The following is a 14,442-nucleotide window of genomic DNA, read 5'->3' on the forward strand; positions in this document are numbered from 1 at the left end:
AACCTCGCGCCGTTCCGCCTATGATGAATTTCCGTTAACCTCGTGCAGACGATCTGCACGAACGCACCCCAATTCCGCTCCAATCGGATATCATCAAGGCGCCGCATCATCATCGGGCTTCCATGATCACGCGCCGTCATCTTATCCGTTCCATTGGCGGTCTGTCCGCCCTCGGCGTCTCGACCGCAGCCTACGGCGTCGGTGTCGAGCCGGTGCTGCGCCTTCGCGTCACGCGCTATCATCCGATGCCGCGGCAGTGGCCGGCGGATTTTCCGCTGAAGATTGCCGCCATCGCTGACATCCATGCCTGCGATCCCTGGATGTCGCTGGAGCGCATCGAGGGCATCGTCGACCGGACCAACGCGCTCAACGCCGATCTCATCGTGCTGCTCGGCGACTATGTCGCCGGCCTTCACCACGTCACGCGCTTCATTCCGTCGAGCGAATGGGCAAGGGTGCTGGCGCGCCTGAAGGCGCCCCTCGGCGTTCATGCCGTTATGGGCAACCACGACTATTGGGATGACAGAGCCGTGCAGCGGGCCGGGCACGGGCCGACCATCGCACATCGGGCGCTGGAGGCGGCCGGCATCCCCGTCTACGAGAACGATGCCGTACGCCTCACCAAGGACGGCCGTCCGTTCTGGCTTGCCGGCCTCGGCGATCAACTGGCCTTCCTGCCGGCGCGGCGCTTCCGGAGCATGACGCATTTCGGTGCCGACGATCTCAACGCCACGCTGGCCAAGATCACCGACGATGCGCCGGTCATTCTGCTCGCGCACGAGCCCAATGTCGCTCCGCTCGTGCCCGCGCGCGTCGCGCTGCAATTGTCCGGCCATACCCATGGCGGCCAGGTTCGCCTGCTCGGCTGGTCGCCGGCCGTCGCGCCCAAGAACGGTCTGCGGCTCGCCTATGGCCATTTCCGCCTGAAATGCGATCTCATCGTCTCCGGCGGCCTCGGTTGCAGCATCATGCCGCTCCGCTTCGGCGTGCCGCCTGAGATCGTCGAGGTGACGCTGGGAAGGTCAGGACCGGTCGTGTCCTAACACGCTTGCGCGTCCGGCTGTTTTTGCGCAAAACGTGCCGGTTACCGACCAGCGAAGAGGCTCCGGACGTGACAGCTCATCTCGACGGCGAGATCCGCGACGGCCGCCACCACATGCAGGTCCGGGTCTATTACGAGGACACGGATTTTTCCGGCATTGTCTATCATGCCAATTACCTGCGCTACATGGAGCGCGGACGCACCAATCATCTCAGGCTGATGGGTGCCGAGCAGCAGGTGCTGTTCGAGCAGACCGAGACGGACGGCGCGGGCTTCGCCTTCGTGGTGCGCTCGATGCATCTGGACTTCCTGAAGCCCGCGCGAATGGACGACGTGCTCGACGTCGTGACCTGGCCGGTCGCGGTGAAAGGGGCGTCAATCATGCTGGCGCAGGAGGTGCGGCGCGGTGACGACGTGCTGGTGAAAGCCGAGGTCCGCGTCGCCTTCATCAGCGGCGGCCGGGCCCAGCCGATTCCGAAGTCGATCCGCCAGCTGATGAAGGCCGATCTGGTTACGTGATCGCTCGATAGCGGATCGCCTATCGACTCTGCCAATTGCGACGATACATTCGCGGTCCCGATCAACCGATGAGGCCACCATGTCGCGCCCGCCGCTTCCACCCTTCACCCGCGAGACCGCCGCGCAAAAGGCCCGCATGGCCGAGGACGCCTGGAATTCACGCGATCCGGTGCGGGTCTCGCTCGCCTATACCGAGGACAGCCGCTGGCGCAACCGTTCGGAAGTGTTTCAGGGCCGCGAGGCCATCGTCGCCTTCCTCACCCGCAAATGGGAGAAGGAGCAGGATTACCGCCTGATCAAGGACCTCTGGGCCTTCGACGGCAACCGGATCGCGGTGCGCTTCCAGTACGAATGGCACGATGCAAGCGGCCAGTGGTACCGCTCCTACGGCAACGAGCAATGGGAGTTCGACGAGCACGGCCTGATGAAGCGGCGCGAGGCCTCGATCAACGACATCGCCATTGCGGAGAAGGATCGCCGGTTTTACTGGGCGGCGCCGGGCCCGCGGCCGGCCGATGTGCCGGGGCTGGGAAGCGAGCCGTTCTGAAATTAACAAAGCGACCGCTGCTTCACCCTCTCCCCTTGCGGGAGAGGGTGGCTCGCCGCATAGCGGCGAGACGGGTGAGGGGTCTCTCTCCTCACGAGCAGTCCGGCGAATGGATAGAACCCCTCATCCGGCGCTTCGCGCCACCTTCTCCCGCAAGGGGAGAAGGGAAGACGAGTGCGTCTCGAGCTTCGTAGTCAGGTGCGCTTAGCCAGAAACCGCGTAATCGCCCCGCCGAGCTTCGCATTGTCCATCGGCTCCGCCAGCGACGTCCTCGCCGTGGCAACGACATCCTCAGGTGCCTTGCCATCGCGCAGATCGCAGCACACTTGCGCGAACCCGACATCGAATTCCGGATGCGGCTGCACTGTCAGCGTCGCGCCATTGGCATAGAGCAGGCCGGCATGCGGGGTGAATTCGGAGGAGAGGATCGTCAGCGCATCGCTTGGCGGCTCGATCACCTGGTCCTGATGCGAGGCGGCGATCGCAACCGCTTCACCGTCGATGACGCCGTTCTCCGGCAGCACCTGATAGACATGCCGGCCGATGCCCCAGCCATGCTCCGATTTGCGCACGGTGCCGCCGAGCGCCTGCGCGATCAGCTGGTGGCCAAAGCAGACACCGACCATCGGTGTCTTGTTGGCGTAAGCCGTTCGCACGAAATCTTCCAGCGGCGCGATCCAGTCGAGCCCGTCATAGACCCCGGCCGCCGCGCCGGTAATGAGGATGGCCTCGAGCTTGCTCGGATCGGGCAGCGCATCGCCGCTGGGGATGCTGACGACCTCGATCGTCGCGGCCGGCTCCTCGGCGCGGATCATGCGCGCGAACATGTCCGGAAATGAACCGTGGCGCTCGCGGTATTTTTGCGGCACCTCTCCGGTCTCGATGATGGTGATGCGTGCCATGGGCCTCCCGGTCAAAAGGTTGCGAAGCTCAGCCGCTTTCTGCCCCATGTTGCTGGTGCGGCGCTGCCCGCTCGAGCAGAGCGCTCTCCTTGCGGATCTCGTTGAGAAAGGCCTTGGCCAGACGCGACAGCGGCTCGGCTTCAGACCATAGCATATAGGCGACCGCCTGCGTCGTCGGCGTGAACGGACGGACGACGAGGCCGCTGCCGCCGTTCTGCCGCGGCGAGAAAGGATCGACCACCGCCGCGCCGACGCCGGCGGCGGCCAGCACGCAGGCCGTGTTGCAGTAGCGCACCTCGACCGTCGGCCGGAACGGCGCGCCGGCGCGGGCAAAGCTGTCGCGCACGGCTTCGCCGAGCCGCGTGCCGCGTTCGAGCCCAATGAAGGGCAGGCCGGAGAGATCGGAAGCGGAGATCATCGGCCGGTCGGCGAGTGGATGCTGTGGCGGCAGCACGCAGACCATCTCGCCGGTGTGCACCACCTCATGCGCGATCCCTGGATGATGCGTGAGGCCGAGCGCGAAGCCGAGCTCGGCGACGCGGCTCAGCACACCCTCGATGATGCCCTCATAGCGCCGTACGTCGAAGAACACCCGCGTCTCCGGGCGGCGGCGCAGGAAGCCCGACAGCGCGGACGGAATGATGCTGTACGCGAGCGGCGGCGTCGCCACGATGGCGAGATGCCCGGACCGGTTCTCGCGCAAATCGCGCATGCGGTTCTCGAGCTTGGCGTGCAGCGCGAAGATCGCCTCGCTCTCCTTGTAGAGCGCCATCGCTTCGGCGGTTGGAAACAGCCGGTTGTTGACGCGCTCGAACAGCGCAAAGCCCGCCTGCGCCTCCATCGTCTTCAGCGCGTTGCTGACCGCCGGCTGCGACAGCGCCAGCTCGTCCGCCGCCGCCACCGTGGTGCGGTGGCGGATCACGGCGCGAAGGATCTCGAGCTGACGCAGGTTCATATCACTGCCGATTATAGTCAGGGCCAAAACATCATAGCAACGCGAATTGATTTTGCAGCAGTGCTTGCCCGTAATGGCAGCCGATTTGCACGTCGCATCAAAGGGTTCGTTCGCCCATTGAGGCAGCACTGCGCACAGATTGGAGGCAATCTTGGTTCGTGTCCTTCGCGCCGCCGCCGCTCAGATGGGGCCGACGCAAAAAGCCGATACGCGCGAGCACACGTTGTCGCGGATGCTCGACATGCTGGAGGAGGCGGCCGGTCGGGGTGCGAGCCTTGTGGTGTTTCCGGAGCTCGCCTTCACCACCTTCTTCCCGCGCTGGCTGCTCGAAGGCGAGGCCCTCGACCGGTATTTCGAGCGCAGCATGCCGAACCCCGCGGTGGCAAAGCTATTCGATCGCGCACGTGCGCTGCGCGTCGGCTTCTATGTCGGCTATGCCGAGCTGACGCCGGAGGGGCGGCGCTACAATTGCTCCATCCTGGTCGATCGCGACGGCGAGGTTCTCGGCCGCTATCGCAAGGTGCATCTGCCGGGCTCGGTCGAGCCGCGTCCGGGCGCGCGCTACCAGCAACTCGAGAAGCGCTACTTCGAATATGGCGACCTCGGCTTTCCCGCCTTCCGCGCCGGCTCATCCTGGGCCCACGCCATCATGGGCATGATGATCTGCAACGATCGGCGCTGGCCGGAATCCTGGCGCGTGCTTGGTCTGCAAGGCGTCGAGCTCGTCTGCATCGGCTACAATTCGGCGGCCTACGATCCCAACGGCGGCACGACCGAAGACGGAGCCTTGCGCACCTTCCACTCGACGCTGGTGACGCAGGCCAACGCCTACATGAACGCGACCTGGGCGATTTCGGTGGCGAAGGCGGGCGAGGAGGACGGCTCCGGCCTGATCGGCGGCTCCTGCATCGTCGATCCCAATGGCCGCATCGTCGCGCAGGCGCAAACGCTGGCCGACGAGGTGATCGTCGCCGACATCGATCTCGACCTCTGCCGCCAGGGCAAGGACAAGATGTTCAACTTCGCCGCCCACCGGCGGCCCGAGCAATACAGGGTGATCACCGAGCGTGCCGGCATCATCGAGCCGGCCGTTCTCGACGCAGATTGACCAACGGCCGGTCGCGGCGTTGGCAAAAGGAGCTGACATGACACGCCTCTCGTATTTGCTTGCCTGCGCAGCGCTGGCTGCGGTGACGTCGGCGCGAGCCGCCGAGCTGCCGGCGGAGATCAAGCAGGCCGGCACGCTGAAGCTCACGGTCAATTCCACCTACGCGCCGATGGAATATCGCGACCCCGCAACCAACGAGCTGGTCGGGCTCGACATCGATCTGGCGAAGGAGCTCGCCAAGCGGCTCGGCGGGCTGAAGATCGTCTGGAGCGAGACGCCGTTCGCCGAGCTGATCCCGTCACTCACGACCAAGCGGGCCGACTTCATCATTTCTGGCATCTCCGATCGTGCCTCGCGGCGCGAGACCGCCGACTTCGTCGATTACCTCGCAACCGGCCCGCAGTTCTTCGTGATGGCGGAGAGCGCGGTCAAGGACGCCACCGATCTCTGCGGCAAGAAGGTCGGCACCACCCGCAGCACCAGCTTCCCGGTCGAGATCGAGAAGTGGAGCAAGCAGAATTGCGAGCCGGCCGGCAAGCCGGCGATCCAGTACGTTCCGGGCGAGAATTCCATCGACGTCCGCAACCAGCTCAAGCAGGGCCGCATCGACGCCGCCGTGCAGGGCAGCGAGACGTTGCCTTATGCGCAGCAACAGGAGCCCGGCAAGTACCGCATCGTCGGCGAGCCCTTTGCCAAGGGCTATCAAGGCATCATGTTCCGCAAGGACGATGCCGCCTTGCGCGAAGTCGTGACCGAGAAACTCGCGGCGATGATCGCTGACGGCTCGTACAAGGCCATTCTCGACAAATGGGGCTTGGGGACCAATGCAGTCGCCCAGCCCATGCTGAACGCGGCGCCGCAATGAAGCAGGCGCCGGCACTCGCGCAAGGATTTCCCGATCTGTCGGGCATGCGGATCGCGCGCGAGCCGCACTGGTTTCGCTGGATCAGCGCGGCCCTGATCGTCCTCGTGCTGGCGGCGATCGCGCGCGCCTTTGCGAACGGCCAGATCGAATGGTCCTATGTCAGCCGCTTCCTGACCGCAAAGGTCATCCTCGAAGGCATCGTCAACACCATGGTGATGGCGGTGCTGGCGATGATGCTCGGCATCTTTCTCGGCATCGTCGTCGCGATCATGCGGCTGTCGCCCAATCCGGTGCTGAAGTCGGTCGCCGCCGGCTACACCTGGCTGTTCCGCGGCACGCCGCTGATCCTGCAGCTGCTGCTGTGGTTCAATCTCGCGCTGGTGTTTCCGACCATCGGTATCCCCGGCCTGTGGTCTGCACGCGCCGTCGACGTCATGACGCCGTTCCTTGCCGCGCTGCTCGGGCTCGGCATCAACCAGGGCGCCTACACCTCCGAAGTCATGCGCGCCGGCATGCTGTCGGTCGATATCGGGCAATATGAGGCGGCGCAGGCGATCGGTATGGGACGGCTGCGCGCGCTGCGCCGCATCGTGCTGCCGCAGGCGATGCGCGTGGTGATCCCGCCGCTCGGCAACGAGTTCATCGGCATGGTGAAGGCGACCTCGCTCGCCAGCGTGATCCAGTATCCGGAGCTGCTGCACAATGCCGAGAACATTTACTACGCCAACTCCCGCGTCATCGAGCTGCTGATCGTCGCCGGGCTCTGGTACCTGCTCGCGGTCTCGATCCTGACACCGCTCCAGATGTTGCTCGAACGCCGCTTTGCACGCGGCACATTGCGGCTGGCGCGATGACAAAGCCGCTCGTCGCGATCCGCTCCGTAGCCAAGAACTTTGGAGAGTTTCAGGCTCTCAAGAACGTCTCGCTCGACGTCTGGCCCGGCGAGGTGATGTGCCTGATCGGCGCCTCCGGCTCCGGCAAGACCACGCTGCTCCGCTGCATCAATCAGCTCGCCACGATCGATGCCGGCGGCATCTGGCTCGACGGCGAACTGCTCGGAGTGCGCGAGCAAGGCGGGAAACTCCATCGCCTGAGCGAGCGCGAAATCGGGCGGCAGCGGCTCAAGACTGGCATGGTATTCCAGCGCTTCAACCTGTTTCCGCACAAGACCGCGCTGGAGAACATCACGGAAGGCCCGACCCAGGTGCAGGGGCGCAAGCCGGATGAGGTGCGCGCCGAGGCGACCGAGCTGCTTCGGCGCGTCGGATTGTCGGCCAAGGCCGACTGGTATCCGGCGCAGCTCTCCGGCGGCCAGCAGCAGCGCGTCGCGATCGCGCGGGCGCTCGCCATGAAGCCGATGCTGATGTTGTTCGACGAGCCCACCAGCGCACTCGATCCCGAGCTGGTCGGCGAGGTGCTCGCGGTCATGAAGGAGCTGGCGCGAAGCGGCATGACCATGATGGTGGTGACGCACGAGCTCGGCTTCGCCCGCGAGGTCGCCGACCGCGTCGTCTACATGGATCAGGGCGCGATCGTCGAGCAAGGCCGCGCCTCCGACGTGTTGGGCGCGCCGCGCGAGGAGCGCACCAAGGCATTTCTTTCGGCAGTGATCTGACATTGGGGGTATGGTGATGAAGAGATTCTTGCTTGCGGCGGCGTTCCTGGGCGCCATGAGCGTGTCGGCAATGGCGGCCGAACTGCCGCCTGAGATCGTAAAGCGCGGCAGCATCAAGGTCGCGGTGGTGCCGAACTATCCGCCGATGGAGTTCCGCGATCCCGCCACCAACGCGCTCTCCGGTTTCGACGTCGATCTCGGCGAAGCCATCGGCCGCAAGCTCGGCCTCAAGATCGAATGGACCGAGACCAGCTTTGCCGAGTTCATACCCTCGATCTCGACCGGGCGGGTGGATGCGATCCTGTCCGGTTTCACCGACTATGCGAGCCGGCACGAGGTCGCGACCTTCGTCGATTATTTGCGCAGCGGCCCGCAGTTCTTCGTGCAGGCGGCACGCAAGGCGGAATTCAAGGATGCGACGTCGCTGTGCGGCAAGAAGGTCGGCGCCAGCCGACGCACCATGTTCCCGGCCCAGATTGCGGCGTGGAGCGAGAAGAATTGCGGCAGCTCTCCGATCCAGTTCGTCGGCACCGACGGCTCGGCCGATGCGCGCACCCAGCTGAGGCAAGGCCGCATCGATGCCGCCGCCCAGGGCAACGAGACGCTGCCCTACATCATGGACCTCGAGCCCAACACCTATGCGACCGTGGGCGCGCCCATCGCACAGCAATTCACCGGCATTGCTCTGCCGGTGAAGGAGAAGGCATTGCAGCAGGCAATGCTGGAGGCGGTCGACGCGCTGATCGCGGACGGCACCTACAAGACGCTGTTGGCGAAGTGGAAATTGAGCGACAACGCAATCGAGAAGGCGACCATCAATGCTGGACAGTAAGGCACTCCAGAGCATTCCGCTCGTTCCGGCCAACACCGCGGATCCCGCGCCCGAATATCCGTGGCCGAAGCCGTACACATCCGCGATGTTCCTGTCGTTCGACGTGGACGCCGAGAGTGCCTGGACCAGCAAGGACGCAGGTCATGCGCAGCGGCTCATCACCATGAGCTATGGCGGCTATGAGGCGCGCGTCGGCACGCCGAAACTCCTGGAGCTGCTCGACCAGCTCGATCTCAAGGCGACGTTCTTCGTCACGGGGTGGTCGGTCGATGCGCATCCGGCGATGGCGGAGTCCATCCTCAAGGCCGGTCACGAGATCGGCCATCACGGCTATCACCATCTGCTGCCAGATCCCGGCGATCCCTGGATCGAGGAGGAGCTGGAGCGCGGCTTCGAGGCGCTGAAGCGCCGGCTCGGCGTCAAGCCGACCGGCTATCGCGCGCCCTATGGCGAGTTCACCGAGGAACTGCGCGTCGCGCTGGTGCGCCACGGCATCGTCTATACGTCATCGTTCCGCGACGACGTCAGGCCCTATCGTCATCGCCTCGCCGACGGCAAGCCCGGCACGATCGAGCTGCCGGTGACCGCGAGCTATGACGACTGGATGCACGGCCTGTCCGCGCGCTTCAGTCCGCGCTCGATCTTCCCTAGGGAACACGTGCTCTCGATGTGGAAGGACGAGCTGGATGAGGTCCGCGACTGGGGCGCGATGGTGACAACCGTGCTGCATCCGCAATGCAGCGGCCGCCCGATGCGGCTGCGGCTGCTGCGCGAATTCCTGACCTACGCAAAATCGTGCCCGGATGTCTGGATCACCACCGGCGAGAACATCGCGGAGAACTTCCTGCGCCACGAAGCGGGTCACCGCTAATGTCCATCTCCCGCCGTTCGCTCCTCAAGGCCGGCGCGGCGCTGCCGGCGCTGTCGCTGCCGGGCATCGTCCGCGCTGAATCGCAATCCACGCTGCGCTTCATCCCCGTCATCGATCTCGCCTTCGTCGATCCCATCTATTCGACCGCGCAGGTGTCGCGAAACCACGGCTTCATGGTTTACGATACGCTCTACGGCATGAGCGCCTCGCTCCAGGTCTCGCCGCAGATGCTGTCGGGCCACGCCATCTCCGCCGACCAGCTGCAGTGGGACCTCACGCTTCGTGACGGCCTGTTCTGGCACGATGGCGAGCGCGTGCTGGCGCGCGACTGCGTCGCCAGCATCCGCCGCTGGGCCGCGCGCGACGGCTTTGGCGGCGAGCTGATGGAGGCGACCGCCGAGCTCTCGGCTGCCGACGACCGCACCATCCGCTTCCGTCTGAAGCGTCCTTTTCCGCTGCTGCCGCAGGCGCTCGGCAAGGCAGCGATCAATGCCTGCTTCATGATGCCGGAGCGGCTCGCGAGCCAGGATCCGTTCAAGCCGCTCACCGAGGTGATCGGCAGCGGTCCGTTCCGCTATCTCGCCGACGAGCGCGTGCAGGGCGCGCGCAATGCCTATGCCAAGTTCGAGCGCTATCAGCCGCGCACCGACGGCAAGCCGGATTGGACTGCGGGGCCGAAGATCGTGCACTACGATCGCGTGGTCTGGACCACTACGCCCGATGCCGGCACCGGCGTCGCCGCGCTCCAGACCGGCGAGCAGGATTGGCAGGAGACTACGCCGCACGATCTGCTTCCGGTGATCAAGGCGGCCGGCGATATCGAGACGCGCATCCTCGATCCCCGAGGCTACGCCTGCATGCTGCGCCTCAACCACCTGCAGCCGCCGTTCGACAATCCCGCCATCCGCCGCGCGCTCCTGGGTGCGATCGACCAGTCCGCATTCATGACCGCCGTCGCCGGCACCGATCCGGCGTTCCAGGTCTCACCGGTCGGCTATTTCGCACCCGGCACCCCGATGGCAAATGAGGTCGGCCTCGACGTGTTCCGCGGCCCGCGCGACTACGCCAAGGTGAAGGCCGACCTGAAAGCCGCCGGCTATAACGGCGAGAAGATCGTGCTGCTCGTTCCGACCAACTCGCTGGCGCAGAAGCCGCTCGGCGAGATCGCGGTGGATTCGTTGCGCAAGGCCGGCATGAACGTCGAATATGCCGGCCTCGATTTCGCCGTGGTGCTGCAGCGCCAGCTGAAGAAGGATCCGCTGCCGCAGGGCGGCTGGAGCGCCGCGGTCGGCAACTGGCAGGGTATCGACTGGCTCAACCCGGCCGGCAACACCAACATTCGCGGCGAAGGCAAGGTTGCCGGCTGGTATGCGAGCGAGAAGATGGGACCCTTGCGCAGCCAATGGCTGGCGGCCTCCGAACTCGCCGAACAGCAGCGCATCTGCCGCGAAGTCCAGAGGGTGGCGTTCGAGGAAATCCCCTATATTCCGATCGGCCTGTACAAGCAGCCGACGGCCTACCGCAAGGCCATCACCGGCATTCTCGACGGCACCGCCGTGTTCTGGAACGTACGCCCCGCATGAGCACCACAGCAATCTTCGGCAGCTATGTGCTGTCACGCAAAGACGGCGCGCAGGACGTGCTGCGCGACCGCTGGGTTCTGGTCGAAGGCAAGAAGATTGCGGCGATCACGCGCGACAAGCCGCGCGCCGATCAGGTCTATGATCGCCCAGGCCGCTTCGTCCTGCCGGGCCTGCTCAATCTGCACAATCATTGCTTCTCGGAAGCGGTGGCGCGCAGCCACACCGAGGACGGCAACGGCCGCAAGAACAGCCAGAGCATCGTCTACACGGTGCTGCTGCCGCTGACCAAGCGCGGCGCCGTTATCTTGTCGGCGGAAGAGCGCCTTGCGGTGGCGCGGCTCGGCATCCTCCAGCTGCTCAAGGGCGGCGCCACCACGGTGATGGAGCCGTTTCGCAACTCGATCCCCGAGATGTTCGACGCGGCGGAAGAGATGGGCATCCGCTTCTATGGTGCGCCCTATCTGTTCTCGACGTCCGACGCCAAGGCCGGGCTAGATGGTGTGGTCCAATATTCCGGCGATGACGGCGCCGCGGACATGGCGACATGGAATGCGCTCTATCAGCGCTGGAATAATCGCGGCGACGGCCGCATCAGCCTTGCCATGAGCCCGCATGCCACCGACACCTGCGGCCCCGATCTCTTGAAAGCCTGCGCCACGCGGGCGCGCGAGCTCGGCGTTCCCATCACGACGCACATGGCGCAAAGCCGCGCCGAGGTCGAGACCATCGGCAAGCGCTATGGCGGCCGCACGCCGGCAGAATATCTGGACTGGCTCGGCCTACTCGCGCCCGACCTCATGGCGGCGCATTGCATGTTCAGCAGCGATGACGATCTCAAGCTGATGGCCGCGCGCGGCATGACCGTCTTGAACTGCCCCCGCGTGTTCGCGCGTGCCGGCATCACCGCCGCGTTCAGCCGCTTCGCCGAGCACGGCGTGCGCACCGTGGTCGGCACCGACGGCTACAACATGGACCTGCTCGGCGAGCTCAATGCGGCGTCGCTGATCTCCAAGATCATTTCGGCGCGCCCTGACGTCGCGAACTCACCCGAACTGATCGAGGCGAACACGGCCGTGGCCGCCGACGTCATCAAGCGGCCCGATCTCGGCCGCATCGAGCCGGGCGCGACCGCAGATCTCACCGTCGTCGATCTCACCCATCCGCATCTGCAGCCGCTGTTCGACCCGCGCCGCGCGCTGATCGCACTCGCCAACCGCGCCAATATCGATCAGGTCATGGTCGACGGCCGTGTGCTGGTCGATGAGGGGCGCTATCTCGGCGCGGATGAAGCTGCGATCATTGCGGCGGGCACCGCCGCGATCGGCAAGATCTGGGATCTGCCGGAGGCGCAGGCGGCGTTCAACGGCTGACCCCGGCTTCGTCGTCCTCGAACTCCACCAGCGCCTTGCGCATGGTCTCGACCAGGTCCAGCGCCACGGGTGAAGGGCTGCGCTGCGCCGGAAACACCGCGGAGAATTCGAAGTCGATGCGCGGCAGGAAGCGGCGCACGACGACGCCGCGCGTTGCAAATTCCTGCGCCGTGAAGGGATCGCAGATCGCGACGCCAAGGCCGGACGACACCATGCCGCACATGATCTCCGAAAGCGTAGTCTCGACGCGCAGCACGCGGCGGACATCGTGGCGGTGGAAGACCTGATCGACGAGGTGCCGGCTCGACGATCCCGCGGACAACGAGATGAAGGTCTCGCCCTCGAAATCGCGCGGCTCCAGCACGTCCTTCTCCGCGAGGCGATGACCGGTCGGCAGCACTGCGACGCGCGCCGGCGCCGGCAGTCTCTGGCTCGGCAGACCGGAATGCGCGATCGGCACCTCGGCAAAGCCGACGTCACATTGATTGTTCAGCACCCAGTCGACCACGATCGGCGAGATGACGCCGAAGAAGGCCAGGTTGAGGTTTGGCCGCTCCTTCAGGAAGTGACCGGTGAGCCGCGGCAGATAGCCGTTCGACAGCGCCGGCAGTGCTGCGATGCGTAGCGAGCCCGTGCGCCGGCCGCGGATTTCTTCCGCCGCCGCAGTGATGCGTTCCAGCCCGACGAAGGAGCGCTCGACTTCGGTGTAGAGCGCCATCGCCGCGGCGGTCGGCACCAGGCCGGTGCCGCGGCGTTCGAACAGCTCCATCTTCAGCAGGGCCTGGAGGTCGCGCAGCAAGCGGCTGACGGCCGGCTGCGTCACCTTCATCAGCGCCGCCGCCTCGGTCACACTGCCGGTCAGCATCATCGCGCGGAAGGCCTCCACCTGCCGCGAATTGATACGCGCCATTCCACCATCCAATCATAACATTTCGGCATGCAGAGGGTGCCATTATTCATTGGACGATGGAAGTACAGGTCTGCGATCTTTTTCATCAGGACTGGAGACAGCCCGCTTTTTCGGCAGATTGGAGGGGTTCAAACCTCCAGATCGCGCCAAAACCCGCCGAATGGGGGCCGGAGCCCTGATCGAAAGCGGATTGGCGCGGAAGGGAATGCGGCAACGCGCTTCAGCCAGCGAGACTCGTCGGCACGTCACCTCATTCCGGTATTGGAGATCGGTCCACATGAAGACTTTTCGCCTTCTGACCGCGGTCAGCATCGCAGCGCTCATTGCCGTCCCCTCGGTCGCCTCGGCCCAGCAGAAAACGCTCTACGTCGCCGGCTATGGCGGCTCGTTCGAGAAGACCATCCGCGACGAGGTGATCCCGGCCTTCGAGAAGGAGAACGGCGTCAAGGTCGAATACGTCGCCGGCAATTCCACCGACACGCTGGCCAAGCTCCAGGCGCAGAAAGGCAACCAGCAGATCGACGTTGCCATCGTCGATGATGGCCCGATGTACCAGGCCATCCAGCTCGGCTTCTGCGGCAAGCTCGACGGCTTGCCCGCCGATCTCTACGACACTGCACGCTTCAAGGACGATCGCGCGGTTGCGATCGGCATCGTCGCCACCGGGCTGATGTACAACACGAAAGTGTTCAAGGAGAAAGGCTGGGCGCCGCCGACCTCGTGGAACGACCTGAAGGACACGAAATACGCAAAACAGCTCGTGATTCCACCGATCAACAACACCTACGGTCTCGAAGCGCTGGTGATGCTGTCGAAGATGAACGGCGGCGGCGAGACCAACGTCGAGTCCGGCTTCAAGATCTTCAAGGAGCAGATCAATCCGAACGTGCTGGCCTATGAGCCGTCGCCGGGCAAGATGACCGAGCTGTTCCAGTCCGGCCAGGCCGTGATCGCGGTATGGGGCACCGGCCGCGTGCAGAGCTTCGCCAATACCGGCTTCCCCGTCGACTTCGTCTACCCGAAGGAAGGCGCAGCGACGCTGCTGACCACGGCGTGCCCGATCAATAAGCCCAATGCTTCGCCGCTGGCTGCGAGCTTCGTCAAGATGCTGCTCGATCCGAAAAGCCAGCTCGTGATGCTGAAGGATTACGGCTACGGCCCGGTGCTGAAATCGCTGGTGATCCCGCCCGAGCTCGGCAAGATGGCGCCGATCGGCGAGCGCGCGGCCAAGCTCTATAATCCGGACTGGACCGTGATCAACGAGAAGCGCGAGGAGTGGACCAAGCGCTGGAATCGCGAGGTCGAACGCTGATCGGTCGCCGC

General features: G+C 65.1%; 15 protein-coding genes. 12 read left to right on the forward strand and 3 right to left on the reverse strand.

Features of this window, described 5'->3' with window-relative positions:
• The first annotated feature begins 122 nt into the window (after window positions 1-122).
• The 3 genes from I6F12_RS15740 to I6F12_RS15750 all read left to right on the forward strand — a co-directional run bounded on the left by I6F12_RS15740 (window position 123) and on the right by I6F12_RS15750 (window position 2,108).
• Window positions 123-1,043, forward strand: coding sequence for a metallophosphoesterase (locus tag I6F12_RS15740; protein ID WP_225112980.1), 921 nt, complete (start codon window positions 123-125; stop codon window positions 1,041-1,043).
• Between the two features lie 68 nt (window positions 1,044-1,111).
• Window positions 1,112-1,561: a tol-pal system-associated acyl-CoA thioesterase gene (gene ybgC / locus I6F12_RS15745; RefSeq protein ID WP_036021745.1), complete on the forward strand. Its 450-nt coding sequence runs from the start codon at window positions 1,112-1,114 to the stop codon at window positions 1,559-1,561.
• A 79-nt stretch (window positions 1,562-1,640) separates the two neighbouring features.
• Window positions 1,641-2,108, forward strand: a complete 468-nt coding sequence (locus I6F12_RS15750) for a nuclear transport factor 2 family protein (RefSeq protein WP_225156782.1) — start codon at window positions 1,641-1,643, stop codon at window positions 2,106-2,108.
• Window positions 2,109-2,302: 194 nt separating this feature from the next.
• On the opposite strand, the gene I6F12_RS15755 is transcribed toward I6F12_RS15750, so the two are convergent.
• Together I6F12_RS15755 and I6F12_RS15760 are read right to left on the reverse strand one after the other, a co-directional pair.
• A complete protein-coding gene (locus I6F12_RS15755) occupies window positions 2,303-3,010 on the reverse strand; it encodes a type 1 glutamine amidotransferase (protein WP_225156783.1) in 708 nt (235 codons plus the stop codon).
• Between the two features lie 28 nt (window positions 3,011-3,038).
• Window positions 3,039-3,965 carry a LysR family transcriptional regulator gene (locus tag I6F12_RS15760; protein WP_225156784.1) on the reverse strand — a complete coding sequence of 309 codons (927 nt, stop codon included), beginning with the start codon at window positions 3,963-3,965 and terminating at the stop codon, window positions 3,039-3,041.
• 151 nt (window positions 3,966-4,116) lie between these two features.
• Between I6F12_RS15760 and I6F12_RS15765 the strand changes: the two genes are divergently transcribed.
• The 8 genes from I6F12_RS15765 to I6F12_RS15800 are packed head-to-tail and all read left to right on the forward strand — an operon-like array spanning window position 4,117 to window position 12,209.
• The gene (locus tag I6F12_RS15765) at window positions 4,117-5,073 is read left to right on the forward strand and encodes an N-carbamoyl-D-amino-acid hydrolase (protein ID WP_081494441.1); all 957 of its coding nucleotides are present in this window, start codon (window positions 4,117-4,119) and stop codon (window positions 5,071-5,073) included.
• A 37-nt stretch (window positions 5,074-5,110) separates the two neighbouring features.
• Window positions 5,111-5,938, forward strand: coding sequence for an ABC transporter substrate-binding protein (locus tag I6F12_RS15770; protein WP_225156785.1), 828 nt, complete (start codon window positions 5,111-5,113; stop codon window positions 5,936-5,938).
• The gene (locus I6F12_RS15775; protein WP_036021759.1) at window positions 5,935-6,792 is read left to right on the forward strand and encodes an amino acid ABC transporter permease; all 858 of its coding nucleotides are present in this window, start codon (window positions 5,935-5,937) and stop codon (window positions 6,790-6,792) included. The genes I6F12_RS15770 and I6F12_RS15775 overlap by 4 nt, the downstream gene beginning before the upstream one ends.
• Window positions 6,789-7,553 (forward strand): amino acid ABC transporter ATP-binding protein, encoded by a 765-nt coding sequence (locus I6F12_RS15780; protein ID WP_057028105.1) that lies wholly within the window; start codon window positions 6,789-6,791, stop codon window positions 7,551-7,553. Before I6F12_RS15775 ends, I6F12_RS15780 begins: the two co-directional genes overlap by 4 nt.
• Before the next feature lie 16 nt (window positions 7,554-7,569).
• Entirely contained in the window at window positions 7,570-8,385 is an 816-nt protein-coding gene (locus I6F12_RS15785) for an ABC transporter substrate-binding protein (RefSeq protein ID WP_225156786.1), read from the forward strand.
• Window positions 8,372-9,256, forward strand: coding sequence for a polysaccharide deacetylase (locus I6F12_RS15790; RefSeq protein WP_225139282.1), 885 nt, complete (start codon window positions 8,372-8,374; stop codon window positions 9,254-9,256). The genes I6F12_RS15785 and I6F12_RS15790 overlap by 14 nt, the downstream gene beginning before the upstream one ends.
• Window positions 9,256-10,839: an ABC transporter substrate-binding protein gene (locus I6F12_RS15795; protein ID WP_225156787.1), complete on the forward strand. Its 1,584-nt coding sequence runs from the start codon at window positions 9,256-9,258 to the stop codon at window positions 10,837-10,839. The genes I6F12_RS15790 and I6F12_RS15795 overlap by 1 nt, the downstream gene beginning before the upstream one ends.
• On the forward strand, window positions 10,836-12,209 hold the full coding sequence (locus I6F12_RS15800; protein ID WP_225156788.1) for an amidohydrolase family protein: 1,374 nt from the start codon (window positions 10,836-10,838) through the stop codon (window positions 12,207-12,209). The genes I6F12_RS15795 and I6F12_RS15800 overlap by 4 nt, the downstream gene beginning before the upstream one ends.
• Here the strand turns inward: I6F12_RS15800 and I6F12_RS15805 are convergent.
• The gene (locus tag I6F12_RS15805) at window positions 12,199-13,119 is read right to left on the reverse strand and encodes a LysR substrate-binding domain-containing protein (RefSeq protein ID WP_225156789.1); all 921 of its coding nucleotides are present in this window, start codon (window positions 13,117-13,119) and stop codon (window positions 12,199-12,201) included. The genes I6F12_RS15800 and I6F12_RS15805 overlap by 11 nt on opposite strands.
• Window positions 13,120-13,396: 277 nt before the next feature.
• Here I6F12_RS15805 and I6F12_RS15810 point away from each other — a divergent pair, with 277 nt between their 5' ends.
• Window positions 13,397-14,431 (forward strand): ABC transporter substrate-binding protein, encoded by a 1,035-nt coding sequence (locus tag I6F12_RS15810; protein ID WP_225156790.1) that lies wholly within the window; start codon window positions 13,397-13,399, stop codon window positions 14,429-14,431.
• Window positions 14,432-14,442: the final 11 nt, after the last annotated feature.

Source organism: Bradyrhizobium sp. IC4059, assembly GCF_020193615.1.
Classification (GTDB): domain Bacteria; phylum Pseudomonadota; class Alphaproteobacteria; order Rhizobiales; family Xanthobacteraceae; genus Bradyrhizobium; species Bradyrhizobium yuanmingense.